Source organism: Bacillus sp. 7705b (assembly GCF_002289525.1).
GTDB classification, from domain to species: Bacteria; Bacillota; Bacilli; order Bacillales; family Bacillaceae; genus Bacillus; species Bacillus halotolerans.
This window is the reverse complement of the sequence record NZ_NSDH01000033.1, coordinates 98761-118433: the sequence shown is the minus strand read 5'-3', so window position 1 is coordinate 118433 and position 19673 is coordinate 98761. Positions and strand designations below refer to the sequence as shown.

At 48.4% G+C, this 19673-nt stretch carries 13 protein-coding genes; 9 read left to right on the top strand and 4 right to left on the bottom strand.

Annotation, left to right across the window (positions count from 1 at the left end; genetic code table 11):
- Positions 1–44: 44 nt before the first annotated feature.
- Positions 45–1373: a Na+/H+ antiporter family protein gene (locus CJU60_RS13165; RefSeq protein ID WP_095713991.1), complete on the top strand. Its 1329-nt coding sequence runs from the start codon at positions 45–47 to the stop codon at positions 1371–1373.
- Between the two features lie 71 nt (positions 1374–1444).
- On the opposite strand, the gene CJU60_RS13160 is transcribed toward CJU60_RS13165, so the two are convergent.
- Positions 1445–2047: a biotin transporter BioY gene (locus tag CJU60_RS13160; protein ID WP_024122710.1), complete on the bottom strand. Its 603-nt coding sequence runs from the start codon at positions 2045–2047 to the stop codon at positions 1445–1447.
- Positions 2048–2147: 100 nt separating this feature from the next.
- Between CJU60_RS13160 and CJU60_RS13155 the strand changes: the two genes are divergently transcribed.
- The 8 genes from CJU60_RS13155 to CJU60_RS13120 all read left to right on the top strand — a co-directional run bounded on the left by CJU60_RS13155 (position 2148) and on the right by CJU60_RS13120 (position 16011).
- Positions 2148–2744: a sulfite oxidase-like oxidoreductase gene (locus CJU60_RS13155; RefSeq protein ID WP_095713990.1), complete on the top strand. Its 597-nt coding sequence runs from the start codon at positions 2148–2150 to the stop codon at positions 2742–2744.
- A gap of 212 nt (positions 2745–2956) precedes the next feature.
- Complete coding sequence (besA, locus tag CJU60_RS13150; protein WP_095713989.1) at positions 2957–3826, top strand: ferri-bacillibactin esterase BesA; 870 nt, start codon at positions 2957–2959, stop codon at positions 3824–3826.
- A 187-nt stretch (positions 3827–4013) separates the two neighbouring features.
- Complete coding sequence (locus CJU60_RS13145; RefSeq protein ID WP_095714062.1) at positions 4014–4799, top strand: 2,3-dihydro-2,3-dihydroxybenzoate dehydrogenase; 786 nt, start codon at positions 4014–4016, stop codon at positions 4797–4799.
- A gap of 25 nt (positions 4800–4824) precedes the next feature.
- Entirely contained in the window at positions 4825–6021 is a 1197-nt protein-coding gene (gene dhbC, locus CJU60_RS13140; RefSeq protein WP_095713988.1) for an isochorismate synthase DhbC, read from the top strand.
- Between the two features lie 28 nt (positions 6022–6049).
- Entirely contained in the window at positions 6050–7669 is a 1620-nt protein-coding gene (locus CJU60_RS13135; RefSeq protein ID WP_095713987.1) for a (2,3-dihydroxybenzoyl)adenylate synthase, read from the top strand.
- A gap of 25 nt (positions 7670–7694) precedes the next feature.
- Positions 7695–8630, top strand: a complete 936-nt coding sequence (locus tag CJU60_RS13130) for an isochorismatase (RefSeq protein ID WP_095713986.1) — start codon at positions 7695–7697, stop codon at positions 8628–8630.
- An 18-nt stretch (positions 8631–8648) separates the two neighbouring features.
- On the top strand, positions 8649–15788 hold the full coding sequence (locus CJU60_RS13125) for an amino acid adenylation domain-containing protein (protein ID WP_095713985.1): 7140 nt from the start codon (positions 8649–8651) through the stop codon (positions 15786–15788).
- Between the two features lie 13 nt (positions 15789–15801).
- Entirely contained in the window at positions 15802–16011 is a 210-nt protein-coding gene (locus CJU60_RS13120) for an MbtH family protein (protein ID WP_044158967.1), read from the top strand.
- Between the two features lie 52 nt (positions 16012–16063).
- On the opposite strand, the gene CJU60_RS13115 is transcribed toward CJU60_RS13120, so the two are convergent.
- The 3 genes from CJU60_RS13115 to CJU60_RS13105 form a co-directional block, all read right to left on the bottom strand.
- Positions 16064–16741 (bottom strand): YukJ family protein, encoded by a 678-nt coding sequence (locus CJU60_RS13115; RefSeq protein WP_095713984.1) that lies wholly within the window; start codon positions 16739–16741, stop codon positions 16064–16066.
- Between the two features lie 113 nt (positions 16742–16854).
- Positions 16855–17991 (bottom strand): alanine dehydrogenase, encoded by a 1137-nt coding sequence (gene ald, locus CJU60_RS13110; protein ID WP_095713983.1) that lies wholly within the window; start codon positions 17989–17991, stop codon positions 16855–16857.
- Positions 17992–18092: 101 nt separating this feature from the next.
- On the bottom strand, positions 18093–19316 hold the full coding sequence (locus tag CJU60_RS13105; RefSeq protein WP_095714061.1) for a sporulation transcriptional activator AdeR: 1224 nt from the start codon (positions 19314–19316) through the stop codon (positions 18093–18095).
- Positions 19317–19673: the final 357 nt, after the last annotated feature.

Here is a 19673-nt window from a genome sequence, read left to right as displayed (position 1 = left end):
TTATCTACTACATTAGCAAACTAAAGGATTTTTGGAGGGGTATCATGAATGCAGTCGTAATCGCAGTGCTGCTTATGCTTGTCTTAAGTCTTCTGCGTGTCAATATAGTTATTGCTTTAATCATAGGTGCTTTGGCCGGCGGCTTAACAGGAGGACTCGGTCTGGGTGAAACGGTTAAAGCCTTTACAGAAGGGCTCGGCGGAAATGCCACCGTTGCAGTCAGCTACGCTATGCTTGGTGCGTTTGCTGCGGCTTTAACGAAAACAGGTCTTCCGGATGCTATGGTGGAAGCTTCTGTGAAATTAATTGGAAACAAAGAAGATACTCGAAAAAAGGCACTGTCTAAAGTGCTTATCGTACTGATTATTTTAATCGTAGCTTGTTTTTCACAAAACGTGGTACCGGTTCACATCGCATTTATTCCTGTGCTGATACCGCCGCTTTTGAAAATCTTTAATGAGCTTGAAATGGACCGCAGGCTGATTGCGTGTGTGATTACGTTCGGCTTAACGGCTCCTTATATTGTACTGCCTGTTGGCTTCGGCCAGATATTCCAAGGCATGCTGAAGGACAACATGGCCGATGCGGGTTTAAACGTTCCGCTTGGCGATATCCCGTACGCACTGATTATACCGGTTGCAGGCATGGTTGTCGGTTTGATTTTATCAGTAGTCGTTTATCGAAAACCAAAAGTGTATGAAACAAAAGAAATCTCAGGTGTAAAAGCATCTCCATATACGAAAAAAAGCTTGGGAATCGCGGTTCTCGCCATTTTAGTGTCACTCGGCGTCCAGCTTTATTTATCGCAGACATTGGGAGTAGAAGGGATGATTATGGGGGCGCTGGCCGGCCTGATTATCCTGTTTGTCAGCGGTGTAATGAAACGTGACGAAGCGGATTCATTGATTACTGACGGTATGGTATTAATGGCCTTTATCGGATTTGTTATGCTTGTTGCAGCCGGTTTCTCAAATGTATTGACAAAAACCGGAGATGTCGAGTCATTGGTCAAAACATCAGCTGGTATTATCGGGCACAGTCAGTCGCTGGGTGCATTGCTGATGCTGATTGTCGGCTTGCTGATTACTATGGGAATCGGCTCATCTTTTGCAACGATTCCGGTGATCACAACGATCTTTGTCCCTCTATGTATGCAGCTCGGATTCAGCCCGATGGCAACGATTGCGATTATCGGAGCGGCAGCCGCGCTTGGCGACGCCGGTTCACCTGCCAGCGACAGTACACTTGGCCCGACTTCGGGTCTGAGTGCGGACGGACAGCATCACCACATTTGGGACACTTGTGTGCCGACATTTATCTTTTATAACATTCCGCTTGTTATTTTCGGCTGGATTGCGGCGCTTGTCTTATAGAAAAAAGGCTCTCCTTAACGGGAGAGCCTTTTTTGTTTATCATTTCAAAAAACCGTCCATCGGAACGGTTTTTAAGTGGACGATATTTGATGTCTGTTAAAGCCGGTTGCTTTATGAATAGAGCGGTAGATCGCAGGTGCGATAAACGTCAGCAGCACAGCCAGTGCCGTGTCTTTTACCATAAACCAAGTCATAAAGCCCCAAGCCGTGCCGTAGCTCACCGGTGTATGAATCCACAGCTTCAGCGCAAGATACATATAGGTGGTGCCGATGATATACATAATGGCCGTTCCGATAAGAGAAGCAATCAGAAAACGGATTTTACTTGGCTGAATTTTGCGTTCTAATAACCATCCAGCTGCGAATGCTGCAGGAATATATGAGATAATGAAGCCGCCGCTTTTACCTGCAAATGGTGCGAAGCCCGCGGAAAACTGAGCGAACACTGGTGCCCCGGCCAATCCGACAAGCGCATATACAAGCATCGCGATAGCAGCGCGTTTGCTGCCGAGAAGCAAAGCCGCCAAGAGGCAGAAAAACGGCTGCATCGACAGCGGAATGCCGGCAACTTGCAAAAAGGGCGCGACTGATGTAATGTTGGCGCCGACAGCCATAAGTGCGGCGAACATGCCGATCAGCGCCATATCACCCGCACGAAGTTTAGGTTGTTTCATCGTTGTTCCCCCTTAGGTTTACATACACAATCATAGAGTAATAAAGATCTGAATGATTGTCAACATAAATATAATTTAGGTTAACAAAAGGAGGATTTGCATGTATTTCGGAAAAATAAAACAGGCAGATCAGTCAGGAAGAGTGCCGCCCAATCAAAATGTGACGACTTCGTTTCCTGTGCTTCATACGGGGAACGTTCCGTATTATGAGGATATGACGAAGTGGAATCTGCAAGTATACGGATTGGTTGATCACCCGATGCTTTTAAGCTTTGAAGATATAAAAGCCTTTCCTCAGTGCGAATCAGAAAATGACATTCATTGCGTGACAGGCTGGTCGCGGCTTGATAACGTTTGGCAGGGGGTAAGGACAAGGGATATTGCGGAGAAAGCCGGGGTAAAAGAAGAGGCGGGCTATGTCATTTTACACGCGGAAGAGGGCTGGACGACAAATCTGCCGCTCGATGACTTTTTGGCTGAAACATCACTGCTCGCTTATGCGCATAACGGCGAACCTTTAACGCCTGAACACGGCTTCCCGCTGCGAGGGGTGTTTCCTCATTTGTATTTTTGGAAAAGCGCTAAGTGGCTGCGCGGCATCCAATTTACGAAAGAAAATCATCCTGGTTTTTGGGAGCAGAACGGCTATCATATGAGAGGCGACCCTTGGCAGAATCAGAGATTTACATGGGATTAAGGTTCTAGTAAACGTAGGATAATCAGCATCTTTTTCAGGATTTTATTTCCATATGGCTAGTCATCAGGTACCTTATTTAGATAAGGTGCCTTTTTTATTAAGGAAAAAGTTGACTTTGTTTGCCAGAAAACCTATTATTTGAGTTGTCTAGTTGATAGTGAAAATCATTATCATAAATGCAGCCAGTTTTAAGGAGAGGAATGTCGTACTGCATGATTGAGAAAAAAACAGATGAGGCTAAAGGCGGGACCTACAACGCATTTACCATTCCGGGAACGGAAGTGCGTAAAATGTCTTCACGCAATGACAGCCGCGGCTATCAAATCTTTATCTCAAAACCGAGCACGGAGCCGCCGCCTTCTGGTTATCCGGTTATTTATCTGCTCGATGCCAATTCTATCTTCGGTACAATGTCGGAAGCTGTTCGAGTGCAGGGGCGCCGTCCTGAGAAAACAGGGGTGATTCCCGCTGTAATTGTCGGTATTGGCTATGACACAACAGAACCGTTTTCTTCTGCGCGCCACCGGGATTTTACAATGCCTACGTCTTACTCGGAGCTTCCGGTAAGGCCTGACGGCAAAGAATGGCCGGAGCATGGAGGAGCGGGGGACTTTTTAAGGTTTATTGAGGAGGACCTCAAACCGGAGATTGAACAAGATTATGAGATTGACAGAAACAGACAAACGATCTTTGGCCACTCTCTTGGCGGTCTCTTCGTTTTGCAGGTGCTCTTAACGAAACCGGATGCATTCCAAACGTATATCGCGGGCAGTCCGTCCATTCATTGGAATAAACCATTTATTGAAAAGGAAACTGAGCGTTTCGCTTCCTGTTTAAAGAAAAACGGTCAGCCTGTCAATCTTCTGCTTGCGGCAGGAGAATTGGAAAAGCATCATAAATGCCGAATGAACGATAACGCGAAGGAGCTTTACGAGCGGCTGTCTACTTTGGCTGAACAAGGCGTACGTACAGAATTTTGCGAGTTTTCAGGAGAAGGACATATTTCGGTTCTTCCTGTTTTGGTCAGCAGGGCATTGCGTTTCGCGCTTCACCCTGACGGCCCGCACATATCAATGAGCTGAGAATTGTCTCAGCTCCCATATTTGTCACAAAAATTATATTTGACTGTCGGATGACATAAGGATATGATTATTTTTATAATTGATAATGATAATCATTATCAATTGATTGCGGTTAATGGTAAGGTGAAGCAGTCTTTTTCGCAAAATGTCATTTTTGGCGTTACAAGCGAAGAAAGGAAATGATGAAATGAATGTAAGAGGTATAGAAGGCAAGATCGCATTGATTACAGGGGCTGCCCAAGGAATAGGTGAAGCTGTTGCGCGGACGCTTGCCGGTCAGGGGGCGCACATTGCTGCGGTTGATTACAATCCAGAAAAGCTTGAAAAAGTCGTGAACAGCCTCAAAGCCGAGGGATGTCATGCCGAAGCCTTTCCGGCGGATGTGAGAGACAGTGCGGCGATTGACGATATCACGGCTCGAATCGAACGTGACATGGGCCCGATTGACATATTGGTGAACGTAGCGGGTGTGCTTCGGCCAGGGCTGATTCATTCTCTCAGTGATGAGGAATGGGAGGCCACTTTCTCAGTGAATTCGACTGGTGTTTTTAACGCGTCGCGCTCAGTCAGCAAATATATGATGAACCGCAGATCCGGTTCGATTGTAACAGTAGGATCAAATGCAGCCGGTGTGCCAAGGACATCTATGGCGGCATATGCCTCATCAAAGGCAGCGGCCGTGATGTTTACAAAGTGCCTTGGCCTTGAGCTTGCAGAATACAACATTCGCTGCAATATTGTTTCTCCCGGATCAACGGAAACAGACATGCAGTGGTCCTTATGGGCTGATGAAAATGGAGCAGAGCAAGTCATCAAAGGATCGCTTGATACATTTAAAACGGGAATTCCGCTCAAAAAACTGGCCCAGCCTTCGGATATTGCGGATGCCGTGCTCTTTTTGGTTTCTGAGCAGGCAGGCCATATTACGATGCACAATTTATGTGTAGATGGCGGCGCGACCTTAGGCGTATAACTTAACTCAAAGGAGGTTTATGAAGATGTTGGAACAAAACGTTATATCTGAAACAAAGGCGGAGCATTTGCTTCGTGATTATCAGCCGGGCACTTTTTTCCTGGCTTCCCCTCACCGTGTGCTGCTTGGAAAAGGAATAAGTGAAACCGTGCCGGATGCAGACGGCCAAAACCAATTAGAAACCTTACCCGGCCGCATTGCTGAGGCGCTTAACAAAGCAAAGCAATCGGGGCAAAGCCGTCCGGTTGTTGTGGGAGCTGTTCCATTTGATCATTTGAAATCGCCCCGGCTCGTCGTTCCGGAGGAGGTACGGTGGTCAGGACCGCTTCAATTCGATCATGCCAACATCGAACAGCAGCGGGAACATACATATCAAATACAGCCTGTTCCTGCACCGGAGGACTATAAAAAAGGTGTAGAACAAGGATTGGCAAGCATTGCTGACGGCACACTCAGCAAAATTGTCCTGTCCAGATCGCTGCATCTGACATCATCTGAAGCGATACAAACGGGTGAACTGCTTCACCATCTGGCGCGGCATAATACACACGGTTATACTTTTGCAGCCGATGTATCCGGCCAAGATGATTCATCTTCCCATCGGACATTACTCGGTGCAAGTCCGGAGCTTCTCGTTTCGAGAATGGGAACCCAGGTGGTATCCAATCCGTTAGCGGGCTCTAGACCTCGCAGTGATGATCCTGTTGAGGACCAGCGCCGGGCCGATGAATTGCTTTCCTCCGCAAAGGATCTTCATGAGCATGCTGTTGTGGCTGATACGGTTGCCGCCGGGCTGCGGCCTTTTTGCCGGACGCTGGACGTTCCGGAAAAGCCTTCGCTGATCCAAACTGAGACGATGTGGCATTTGTCCAGTGTCATTAAGGGAGAGCTTTCTGATCCGACTGTAACCGCGCTGGAACTAGCCGCCGCGCTTCATCCTACGCCGGCAGTCTGCGGAACACCGACTGACCTTGCAAGAGAAGCCATCCGGGAAATTGAACCTTTTGACCGCGGTTTCTTCACCGGCATGGTAGGCTGGTGTGACGATGCAGGCGATGGCGAATGGATCGTTACGATTCGCTGTGCAGAGGCTGAAGAACGTTCACTTCGTCTTTTTGCAGGTGCCGGTGTTGTAGCCGGATCAAAAGCAGAGGACGAGCTCCAGGAGACATCCGCAAAGTTTCGGACAATGCTTCGCGCAATGGGTGTCAATCACATATGATCAGAAATAAATGCAGGAGGGAAACAGCATGCTGAATGGATTTACGCCTTGGCCCAAGGAGTTTGCGGAAAAGTACCGGGAGAACGGGTGCTGGGCCGGTGAGACTTTTGGAGACATGTTAAGAGACAGGGCTGCCAAACATGGTGATCGTATCGCGATTACATGCGGGGACACCCATTGGAGCTATCAAGAGCTTGACGCAAGGGCTGACCGTCTGGCAGGCGGATTGCAAAAGCTCGGTATTAAACAAATGGATCGTGTAGTGGTGCAGCTGCCGAATATCGCGGAGTTTTTCGAAGTCATCTTTGCGCTTTTTCGGCTGGGAGCGCTCCCGGTCTTTGCACTGCCCTCTCATCGAAGCAGTGAGATTACATATTTTTGCGAGTTTGCTGAAGCGGAGGCTTATATCATCCCCGATTCTCATTCGGGATTTGACTACCGCACACTTGCCAGACAGGTTCAAAGCAAGCTGCCGTCCTTGAAACACATCATTGTCGCAGGTGAGGCGGAGGAATTCCAGCCGCTTGAGGCATTGCATACAGAACCTGGCGAGCTGCCTGAAGTAAAATCTTCGGATGTGGCGTTTCTCCAGCTTTCTGGCGGAAGCACCGGCTTATCGAAACTGATACCGCGAACCCACGATGATTATATATACAGCCTGCGGATGAGTGCGGAGGTTTGCTGGCTTGATCACAGCACTGTGTACTTGGCCGCATTGCCGATGGCGCACAATTATCCGCTGAGCTCACCCGGGGTGCTAGGCGTATTATACGCTGGAGGAAAAGTGGTTTTATCTCCTTCTCCGAGTCCGGACGACTCGTTCCCTTTGATTGAACGGGAACAGGTGACAATCACAGCTCTTGTCCCGCCGCTTGCAATGGTATGGATGGACGCTGCTGCCTCACGAGATGACGATTTATCAAGCCTTCAAGTGCTGCAGGTAGGCGGCGCGAAATTCAGCGCTGAAGCCGCGCGCAAAGTGAAATCTGTATTCGGCTGCACCTTGCAGCAGGTCTTCGGAATGGCAGAAGGGCTCGTTAATTATACAAGGCTTGATGACCCCGAGGAAGTTATTGTCAATACCCAAGGTAAGCCGATGTCTTCTTACGATGAAATACGTGTGTGGGATGATCAGGACCATGACGTGAAACCTGGTGAAACGGGGCACCTGCTGACACGGGGACCGTATACGATCCGGGGATACTATAAGGCTGACGAGCACAATGCGGCTTCGTTTACCGAGGACGGCTTTTACCGCACTGGCGATCTAGTGAGACTGACACCCGACGGTTATGTTGTCGTGGAAGGACGGGCAAAGGATCAAATCAACCGCGGCGGAGAAAAAGTGGCGGCTGAAGAGGTTGAAAATCATCTTCTGGCACATCCGGCTGTGCATGATGCGGCAATGGTCTCAATGCCTGACCAATTTCTTGGTGAAAGATCATGTGTTTTCATTATTCCCCGGGATCAAGCGCCGAAAGCCGCAGAACTCAAAGCTTTTCTAAGAGAGCGCGGGCTTGCAGCATATAAAATTCCAGACCGGATCGAATTTGTTGAGTCCTTCCCGCAGACAGGGGTAGGAAAGGTAAGCAAAAAGGCGCTTCGCGAAGCGATCGCCGAAAAACTTCTTGCAGGTTCAAAAAAATAGAAACGATTTGAAAGGGAGTGTTCAAATGGCTATTCCTGCCATTCAGCCGTATCAAATGCCGACAGCGTCTGATATGCCAACAAACAAAGTATCATGGGTGCCTGATCCAAATCGGGCAGTCTTCTTAATACACGATATGCAGAACTATTTTGTCGACGCGTTTACAGCAGGAGCGTCTCCGGTAACAGAGCTTTCAGCAAATATACGCAAGCTGAAGGATCAATGTGTTCAGCTCGGGATACCTGTTGTCTACACAGCGCAGCCCGGCAGTCAAAATCCGGAGGACCGGGCATTGCTGACTGATTTTTGGGGCCCTGGATTAAGCAGCGGTCCTTACGAGGAAAAAATTGTGGCCGAGCTTGCACCGGAAGACGATGATCTCGTATTGACAAAATGGAGATACAGCGCATTTAAGAGAACGAATCTGCTTGAAATCATGCGTGAACAGGGGCGCGATCAGCTGATCATCTCCGGGATTTATGCTCATATTGGCTGTCTCGTTACAGCATGTGAAGCGTTTATGGAGGATATCGAAGCATTTTTTGTTGCTGATGCAGTTGCGGACTTTTCACGGGACAAGCATAAAATGGCTCTTGACTATGCGGCTGGGCGCTGTGCGTTTACGCTGATGACCGACAGCTTGCTTGATCAGCTGAAACATACGCCTTCTGCGGCTCAAAAGCCATCAGAAAAAGCTGAAAAACATATATTTACCTGCGAGAGTATCCGAACACAAATTGCGGAGCTTCTTCAAGAATCGCCTGATGACATTGCAGATAATGAAGACTTACTGAATAGGGGACTTGATTCTGTAAGGATCATGACATTAGTTGAACAATGGCGCCGTGAAGGAGCCGAGGTGACATTCGTCGAACTGGCTGAACGGCCGACAATAGAAGAATGGCAGAAATTGCTTTCAATCCGCATTGAGAGAGTGCTGCCAAACGCGGACTATTTATAAAAGGAGGTAAAAAAACGGATGCCTGATACAAAAGATCTTCAATATTCTTTAACCGGAGCGCAAACCGGTATTTGGTTTGCTCAGCAGCTTGATCCGGATAATCCAATCTACAATACAGCCGAATATATAGAAATCAACGGCCCAATCGACATTTCTCTTTTTGAAGAAGCTTTACGGCACGTGATAAAAGAAGCGGAATCACTTCATGTCCGCTTTGGTGAAGATATGGACGGGCCCTGGCAAATGATGAATCCATCACCGGATGTACAGCTCCAAGTCATTGACATTAGCTCTGAGCCTGATCCGGAAAAGACAGCTTTACACTGGATGAAAGCTGATTTGGCAAAGCCGGTCGATTTACAGCATGACCCATTGTTCCGCGAAGCTTTGTTTAAAGCCGGGCCACAGCGTTTCTTTTGGTATCAGCGCATTCACCATATAGCGATCGACGGCTTTGGGTTTTCTTTGATCGCCCAGCGGGTTGCACATGCTTATACTGCACTTGCAGGAGGGCGGTCCGCTGATGATCGTTCCTTCGGCTCTTTGCAGGATATTTTGGAGGAGGACGCAGCGTACCGCTCGTCTGAAACATATGAAGAGGATCGGCAATTCTGGCTGAATCGTTTTGCGGACAGGCCTGAAGTTGTCAGTTTAGCAGAACGGGCGCCGAGAACCTCAAAAAGCTTTCTGCGCCAGACTGCTTATTTGCCGCCATCAGATGTAAACGCGCTGAAAGAAGCGGCGCGCTATTACACCGGAAGCTGGCATGAAGTCGTGATTGCGGTATCAGCTGCTTATGTGCACCGTATGACCGGCTCTGAGGATGTTGTGCTCGGACTGCCTATGATGGGACGGATGGGATCGGCATCCCTGAATGTTCCGGCTATGGTGATGAACCTTCTCCCGCTGAGGCTGTCTGTGAGTCCTTCGATGAGCTTTTCTGAGCTTGTGCTGCAAATTTCCCGGGAAATCCGCAGTATCCGGCAGCATCATAAATACCGCCATGAGGAACTGCGGCGGGATCTGAAACTAATAGGAGAAAATCATAGATTATTTGGCCCGCAAATAAATCTTATGCCTTTTGATTACGGTCTCGACTTTGCCGGAGCCCGGGGGACGACGCACAATCTGTCAGCCGGTCCTGTTGACGATTTGTCGATAAATGTCTATGACAGAACAGACGGAAGCGGGCTGCGAATTGATGTGGATGCCAATCCTGAAGTATACAATGAGTCAGAAATAAAGGTCCATCAGCAGCGGATCTTACAGCTTTTACAAACGGCATCAGCCGGTGAGGACATGCTGATTGGGCAAATGGAATTTCTTTTGCCGGCAGAAAAAACACGGGTCATAAGCGAATGGAATGAGACAGCAAAATCCAAGCAGCTGCTCAGCCTTCCGGATATGTTTCAGGAGCAGGCTGACCGTTCCCCTGAACGTATCGCCCTGATTTGCGATCACATTCAATTAAGCTATCAAGAGCTGAATGAACAAGCAAACCGCCTCGCGCATCTTTTGATAGAAAAAGGGCTTGGGCCGGAGCAGTTTGTCGCCTTGGCCCTGCCGCGGTCTTCCGAAATGGTAGCTGCAATGCTGGCCGTACTAAAGACTGGTGCTGCTTATCTTCCGCTTGATCCGGAGTTTCCTGCTGACAGAATTTCATACATGCTGAAGGATGCAAAGCCATCATGCATGATAACGACTGAGGAAATTGCAGACACTCTGCCTGACGATCTAACGGCACCGCAGCTTGTGCTGGATCTGCCTGTGACAAAAGAGATTGTGAAGCGTTATTCTGCCGACAACCCAAATGTACATGTATCTCTTGCACATCCGGCGTATATCATCTATACATCAGGATCAACAGGAAGGCCAAAGGGTGTTGTTGTCACGCTGAAAAGTTTAAGTAATTTTCTGCTGTCTATGCAGGAGACATTTTCTCTCAATGAACAAGACAGGCTGCTGGCTGTGACGACTGTCGCTTTTGATATTTCTGCTTTAGAATTATTCCTCCCGCTTATCAGCGGAGCGAGTATTGTTGTTGCTCAAAAAGAAACAACCCGTGAGCCGCAGGCATTAGCTGAAATGATTGAATATTTTGATATAACGATTATGCAGGCAACGCCGACCCTGTGGCATACGTTGGTCACAAACGAACCTGAGAAACTTCGGGAGCTCAGGGTGCTTGTCGGGGGAGAGGCGCTTCCAAGCGGGCTTTTGGAGGCCTTGCACGCGCTTGATTGTCCAGTGACTAATTTATACGGTCCTACTGAAACAACCATTTGGTCTGCGGCAGCTTTTCTCGAAAAAGGAGTACAGGGTGTGCCTCCGATCGGAAAGCCGATTTGGAATACGCAGGTATATGTGCTCGATAATAGTTTGCAGCCCGTTCCGCCAGGCATTGTTGGAGAGCTCTATATTGCGGGAACCGGATTGGCCCGCGGATATTTAGGGCGCCCTGATTTAACGGCGGAGCGCTTTGTTGCTGATCCGTACGGACCGCCGGGCACACGGATGTACCGGACCGGAGATCAGGCCCGCTGGCGTGCGGATGGGTCTCTGGATTACATCGGGCGTGCCGATCATCAAATCAAGATTCGCGGTTTCCGCATTGAGCTTGGAGAAATTGATGCCGTGCTTGCTAAACATCCGCAAATGAAACAGGCTGCGGTTGTCGTTCGAGAGGACCAGCCGGGAGATAAACGTTTGGTGGCGTATCTGGTCGTTTCTTCAGCTCTAGATATTGCTGAGCTTCGCCGTTATGTCGGTGCCAGCCTGCCTGATTATATGGTGCCTGCGGCATTTGTAGAGATCGATGAACTGCCATTAACACCTAACGGCAAGCTTGACCGGAAAGCATTGCCGGCACCTGATTTTGGGGCGTCTGTCACTGATCGGGGACCGCGAACGCCTCAAGAAGAGATACTGTGTGATCTGTTTGCGGAGGTTCTAGGTCTTGCACGCGTAGGCATCGATGACAGTTTCTTCGAGCTGGGCGGCCATTCTCTCCTTGCTGCACGTTTGATGAGCCGTATTCGTGAGACGATGGGAGCTGAGCTGGGCATCGCCAAGCTCTTTGACGAACCGACAGTTGCCGGACTTGCTGCACATCTTGATCAGGCGCAGAGTGTCCGTCCCGCTTTGCAAAGAGCTGAACGTCCTGAGAACATTCCGCTTTCTTTTGCACAGCGCCGGCTATGGTTCCTCCATTGTCTGGAAGGGCCAAGTCCTACATATAATATCCCGGTTGCCGTCCGTCTTTCAGGTGAACTGAACCAAGAAGCGCTGCAAGCGGCCCTATATGATCTCATCAGCCGCCATGAAAGCCTTCGGACCATTTTCCCTGAATCACAGGGGACATCTTATCAGCGCATTTTGGACGCCGATCAAGCCCGTCCTGATTTATATGTTACAGAAATGAAGAAAGAGGAGCTTTCTGAGAGGCTTGCCGATGCTGCTCGCTACAGCTTTGACCTTGCAGCTGAACCTGCTTTCCGGGCCGAGCTTTTTGTTATCGGTCCCGACGAGTACGTGCTGCTGCTGCTCGTGCACCATATTGTCGGAGACGGATGGTCATTGACTCCTCTGACTCGTGATCTGGCTGCTGCTTATACCGCCCGCTGTCACGGGAGAGCTCCCGAATGGACACCGCTTGCTGTGCAGTATGCGGATTATGCGCTCTGGCAGCAAAGTCTGCTCGGAAGCGAGCATGATCCAGACAGTTTGATTGCCGGTCAGCTTGCTTTCTGGAAAGATAGACTGAAAGATTTGCCCGATCAGCTCGAACTGCCAACCGATTATTCACGACCTGCTGAGCCGAGTCATCAAGGAGATACAATCCATTTCCATATAGACTCAGAGCTTCACAGCCGATTGCTGGAGCTGGCCCGTGCCAATAGAGTAAGTCTGTTTATGGTGCTTCAATCAGGACTTGCCGCCTTGCTGACAAGGCTCGGAGCTGGAACTGATATTCCGATTGGAAGCCCGATTGCGGGGCGGAATGACGATGCGCTTAGTGATCTTGTGGGACTGTTTATCAATACATTGGTGCTCAGAACAGACACCTCTGGTGATCCGAGTTTCCGTGAGCTTCTTGACAGAGTGCGGGAAGTGAATCTGGCAGCCTATGAAAATCAGGATCTGCCGTTTGAGAGACTTGTAGAGGTGCTCAATCCTGCTCGCTCCCGGGCGACGCATCCATTATTCCAAGTCATGCTCGCGTTCCAGAACACACCTGACGCAGAGCTGAGCCTGCCTGGTACAGAAAGCAGCCTGCGCATTCACAGCGTAGGATCTGCCAAATTTGATTTAACATTAGAAATCAGTGAAAGCCGTCTTGATGACGGGACACCAAATGGACTGGAAGGACTGCTTGAGTACAGCACCGATCTATTTAAACGGGAAACTATTCAAGCCCTTGCTGATCGCCTTCTGCGGCTGCTTGAGGCTGCCGAGGCTGATCCTGATCAGGAAATCGGAAGACTGGATATTCTTGCACCAGAGGAACGCAGCATCATGGTAACGGATTGGCAAAGTGTTTCTGAAAAGATTCCGCAAGCGTGTCTTCCGGAGCTGTTTGAGAAGCAAGCTGCGCTGAGCCCTGATTCCATTGCAGTCGTTTATGAAGATAAAGCAATGAGCTATATGGAGCTGAATGAAAGGGCGAACCGGCTTGCCAGGCTGCTGATCAGCAAAGGCGTCGGACCGGAGCAATTTGTGGCATTAGCTTTGCCTCGCTCATTGGATATGACTGTTAGCCTGTTAGCGGTACTAAAAGCGGGAGCTGCATACCTGCCGCTTGATCCGGACTATCCGGCTGACCGAATCGCTTTTATGCTGAGCGATGCGCGGCCTGCGTTTATCATCACGAGCTCACAGGCGGAAAATCAAATCCCGCCTGCAGAAAATGTGCAGAACATTGTGCTGGATGATCCGGAATTACGCGAGAAACTAAAAACATACAGCCCTTTGAATCCGGATAATACGGACAGGATTCGCCCGCTGTCACCTTACAGCACGGCTTATGTTATTTATACATCCGGATCAACAGGCGTTCCAAAAGGCGTCATGATTCCTCACCAAAATGTGACGAGGTTATTTGGAGCGACCGATCACTGGTTCCATTTCGGTTCAGACGACGTGTGGACAATGTTCCATTCCTACGCGTTTGACTTTTCTGTTTGGGAGATTTGGGGACCTTTGCTGCACGGCGGCCGCCTTGTTATCGTGCCTCATGACATCAGCAGATCTCCGGAAGCGTTTCTGCGTCTGCTGGTAAAAGAGGGTGTAACTGTTTTGAACCAGACACCATCAGCGTTCTATCAGTTTATGCAGGCGGAAAGGGAGCAGCCTGATCTCGGACAGGCGCTCAGCCTTCGATATGTTGTTTTTGGAGGAGAAGCGCTTGAACTCAGCCGTTTAGAGGATTGGTATCATCGCCACCCTGAACAGGCGCCTAAACTGATCAATATGTATGGTATTACTGAAACAACAGTGCACGTCAGCTATATCGAATTAGACCGGAATATTGCAGCTTTACGAGCAAACAGCCTGATCGGCTGCGGAATTCCCGATCTTGGGGTATATGTGCTGGATGAGCGTTTACAGCCGGTTCCGCCGGGTGTGGCTGGAGAACTGTATGTGTCAGGCGCCGGATTGGCCCGAGGCTATTTAGGACGGCCCGGTTTAACGGCGGAACGCTTCATCGCTGACCCGTTCGGGCCTCCGGGCACACGGATGTACCGCACGGGAGATGTAGCCCGCAGGCGTGCTGACGGTTCTCTCGATTATGTCGGCCGTGCCGATCATCAAGTGAAAATTCGGGGCTTCCGGATTGAACTGGGAGAAATTGAAGCTGCGCTTGTTCAGCATTCACAGATGGAAGATGCGGCAGTGATCGTGCGTGAGGACCAGCCGGGAGATAAACGTTTGGCAGCTTATGTCATACCTTCCTCGGAAGAAACGTTTGATACGGCGGAACTGCGCAGGTATGCTGCTGAGAGACTGCCGGATTACATGGTGCCTTCAGCCTTTGTGACGATGAAAGAATTGCCGCTGACGCCGAATGGAAAGCTTGACCGTAAAGCGCTGCCTGCTCCAGATTTTGCTGCTGCGGTGACAGGTCGCGGGCCGAGAACCCCGCAAGAAGAAATCCTTTGTGACTTGTTTATGGAAGTGCTTCATTTGCCGCGTGTCGGTATTGATGACCGTTTCTTCGATTTGGGCGGACATTCCCTGCTCGCAGTTCAGCTGATGAGCCGCATACGTGAAGCGCTCGGGGTTGAACTCAGCATCGGCAATCTATTTGAAGCGCCGACTGTGGCAGGGCTTGCTGAAAGACTGGAGATGGGTTCAAGCCAAAGCGCTCTTGATGTTTTGCTGCCGCTCCGAACAAGCGGAGACCGTCTTCCGTTGTTTTGCGTACATCCGGCGGGCGGACTTAGCTGGTGTTATGCCGGACTGATGACATCTTTAGGAACAGATTATCCCATCTATGGACTGCAAGCACGGGGAATTGGACAGCAGGAGGCGCTTCCGAAAACACTCGATGACATGGCTGCCGACTATATAGAACAGATTCGGACGATCCAGCCGAAAGGGCCGTACCATTTGCTTGGCTGGTCCTTAGGCGGAAATGTCGTTCAAGCAATGGCAACACAGCTGCAAAAGCAAGGGGAAGACGTTTCTCTATTGGTTATGCTGGACGCCTACCCAAACCACTTCCTTCCTATAAAAGAGGCACCGGATGATGAGGAAGCGCTTATTGCCCTCCTCGCGTTAGGCGGGTACGACCCAGACAGCTTAGGAGATAAACCGCTTGATTTTGAAACAGCTATTGAGATTCTGCGGCGAGACGGAAGCGCACTTGCCAGTCTGGACGAATCGGTCATTTTGAATCTAAAGAATACGTACGTCAATTCTGTCGGCATTTTAGGTTCATATGCACCGAAAACCTTCCGTGGAAATGTTCTGTTTTTCAGATCAACTATCATTCCTGAATGGTTTGACCCAATTGAACCTGATTCGTGGAAGCCTTATATTGACGGACAAATTGAACAAATCGACATTGACTGCCGCCATAAAGATCTCTGTCAGCCGGAACCGCTCGCAGTCATCGGCCGGGTTCTGGCGGCTAAATTGGAAGAAATGAATCAATAAAGGAGGAAAAGCAATGGCAAATCCTTTTGAAAATGCGGATGGCATATACCTTGTTCTCATCAATGAAGAGGGCCAATATTCCTTGTGGCCCGGCTTTATCGATGTGCCGAGCGGCTGGACAGTCGTTCATGAACAAAAAGGGCGTGAGGCTTGTCTGGACTACATCCAATCGCATTGGAGCGATATGAGGCCGAACAGCCTAAAGCCTGTCGAAAATGTCTAAATGCATTGACGGTAAAAAAAAGAGACTGCAGCAGGCAGTCTCTTTTTCTATCTTACGCAGACGTTTGGGTATGATCGCAATCTCTGACCGGGTTCCCGTTTTCATCCGTACACCATGACTGGGATAAGAACGCCAAAAACACAGCCGCCCACTGATCGGCAAATTGAATCAGAATACCTCCGTCATGCCAAGAGCCGTTGTCTTTTTTCCAGCGGGTATCCAGCGCATTGCCTTGATTCATGTGGATATTGTGCATACCGTTTGTCGGGGTAAAGCCGAATATTTTATCTGCCGCCTGTTCAGGTCCAAATTTTGATCCAAATATATAAACCGGCGCTTTTTCTTCTTTCGCTTTCTTCATATACGTTTCAATAAAGTCATTTAAATCATTATCAGGCCCCGTGATTTCATGAGGCAAAGGCTTCATTTCCCGCGGATCAAAAAGATTGCCCCGCACATAATCCAGGGCTACTTCACGGTTTTCGTCATTGATCGTCGTATATCCATACGGCATGTTCGGAAGAATGGTAATTGAGCTCGAATCAAACTGATCATCAGCTAAATACAATACTTCTGATTCCTCAGAACTGGACATGACATTGATGGCGCACCTGTAATACGTATTCTCTTCACCGAGCATCTTCACTTGGAAATGAGGACTGTCATCATCTGTTTCCCGCTTCATATCTAAGACAACGCCTTTTAACACGCCATATTGCTGAACAGCCATATGAATCCTCCTTTATGATCAAGTTCTTCGTTTTAATTCGAGACATCATTTCCATTTTCCTTTTTAAAAGATAAAAAAAGCCTGCAGAAATTTTTCTGCAAGCTCCATATGAATTAAGCGCCCGCCACAGATGATTCATCGTGTAAGGCTTTCTCGGCAGGGACATATTCGTATCCTAAATCTTTGGCAACCGCCTCATAGGTCACGTGGCCGTTTGCTGTGTTTAATCCCGCTCTTAGTGCCGCATTGTCCGCGAGAGCTTTTGCTGCCCCTTTGTTTGCGATTTGCAGCGCATATGGAACCGTGACGTTCGTTAAAGCAATTGTTGAAGTGCGAGGCACCGCGCCCGGCATGTTCGCAACAGCATAGTGAACGACGCCATGTTTTTCATATGTCGGCTGATCGTGTGTCGTAATGTGGTCGACAGTTTCGACGATGCCGCCTTGGTCAATTGCAACGTCCACAATCACTGAACCAGGCTTCATTTGTTTCACCATTTCCTCTGTGACAAGCGTCGGAGCTTTAGCACCAGGGATTAATACGGCGCAAATGAGAAGATCCGCTTCGGCTACCGAGTCGGCGATATTGACCGGGTTAGAAATTAACGTTTTAATTTGATGGCCGAATATATCATCAAGCTGACGCAGGCGATCCGCGTTTAAGTCGATGATTGTCACATCCGCACCCAGGCCGACAGCCATTTTCGCCGCGTTGGTTCCGACTACACCCCCACCGATAATGGTTACTTTTCCGCGGGCAACGCCAGGCACTCCGGCAAGGAGGATTCCTTTTCCGCCTTTAGGTTTCTCCAGGAACTGCGCTCCGATTTGCGCTGCCATTCTGCCTGCCACCTCGGACATCGGTGTAAGCAGCGGCAATGTCCGTCCCTCACTTACCGTTTCATACGCGATCGCTGTGACGCCATTATCCTTCAGTGCCTGTGCAAGCTCCGGTTCAGCCGCTAAGTGGAGGTAAGTAAACAGTACAAGCCCTTTCCGGAAATATGCATATTCTTCTGGAAGCGGTTCTTTGACCTTCATGACCATTTCAGCGTCCCAGACCTGTTTCGGATCAGCAATGATTTCCGCTCCTGCTGACTCATAAGCTTCATTTTCAAAGCCGCTTCCAAGGCCTGCGCCTGATTCAACCAGCACGCGGTGACCGTTTGAAACGAGCTGTGAAACGCCCCCAGGCGTCAATGCGACACGGTTTTCATTGTTTTTTATCTCTTTAGGAACCCCAATGATCATATCTATTTCCTCCCGTATATGTGATATGTTCAGTGTAGCTTGATTTTTTGGAAAATTCTTTGTTTGAAAAAGAAAATAAAAAAACAAGGGTTTGTGAAATTTCACAAACCCTTGTTTCGAAGTTTGATATCCAAATATATAGTAAACTTTTGATTCACATTTTTTAAATCGATCTCAGCGATCTGGCTGATTCGCTTCAGCCGGTAATTCAATGTATTAACGTGAATATTCAAGAGCTTAGAGGCGGTATTCACATTGCTGTCGGCTTCAATAAAACGTTCGAGCGTTTCGACCATATTGGACTGGTGATCCCGGTCGTACTGCTCGAGTTTTGAAAGGGAGTAGTTGAAATATCCCGTTTGCTTCCGTTTCTCATCTAACACGTCCAAGTATTGATAGATGCCTAATTCTGAAAAACTGAAAAGATGCTTGGTTTCTTCAGCAAACCGTTCCTTTGCTTTTAATACGGACAATGCTTCCTGATATGAACGGCAGACAAACGAAATGGAGTTGTATATTCCGCCAATTGCAATAGAAGCATCCTCTATTTTATAACGTTCCCTCAGCTGCCTTTGCGTGCTGAAAGCGAACTGTTTTAAATCTTGAAAAGGACGATCCGTTTTTGGCGCGGTTAAAATGATAAGTTCATTAGAATCAACGGTTGTCAGCAGAGCATGAACCTGCTGGGTCGTTTCCTGCAGATAATGAAGCTGCTGTTCTGTTTTTTCGGTCAGCTCGCCGTTTACCCGGATGATCATCACGGAAAATTCAGAGGGAACGACCATTCCAAGCTTGTTAAACCCATCCGTCATGTCCTGTTCTTGATAGATGTGTCCGGTCAGCATTTTCCAGAAAAATTCTTGGCTGCGCTCCTCATTTTTCGTTTTTCGGATTTGGAGCTTAAGCAGCTTGTTTCTGACTGCATTAGCCGCCATTTTTAATGTCAGCAAATCATCATCCGACAGTGTTTTTTGAATTTCAAGCGCCCAAATAAACCCCAGCACCTGGTTGTTCTTCCAAATCGAAATCGCGACGCGGTTGCTTAGTCCGACTTCGTCAATTTCCTTCACTCTGATCGGCTGGTCCGTTTTTAGCAGTGCGGGAATCGTCCCGTCTTTCCACAATTTATTAATAACCTTCTCCGGCACTCTTCTGCCAATGATCGTAGACGTCCGTGCAGGATCAGTACAATCGCTGTGGGTGCTGTAGGCTAGCAGTTTGTGGTTCACATCTTCAATGGTGATCGGACATTGCAGCACTTCACTGATATGATCAGCCACATCTTCCAGTCTGTCAAAACTGTATTTAAACGGATCCTTTGGCATGGTCATCATTATCCCTACTTTTCCATCCTTTTATTCTTTGTTCTCTTTGACATCAAATCGTCTTGCTTTTATTATGATTGTTCTTGTTTGTGAAAATCAACAACAAAGAATGACAGTATAATAGAAGTGAAAAACACTTTTTAAATATAATGAGATACATGTTCTGCTTGGGCCAGGAACTGACTGATGAATATTTCTGAAAAACTGAACCTTTCAGAGATGGTACTGTAGCATCAAATTTTCTGAAAGGTTTTTTTTGGGAGTTAGAGAATCATTTGGGCCTTTTGGATTATTTGAAGAAGGCGGAGTGGATTGAGAAAATAAACCTATTTATTTAACAAAATATGTAATTTTTAA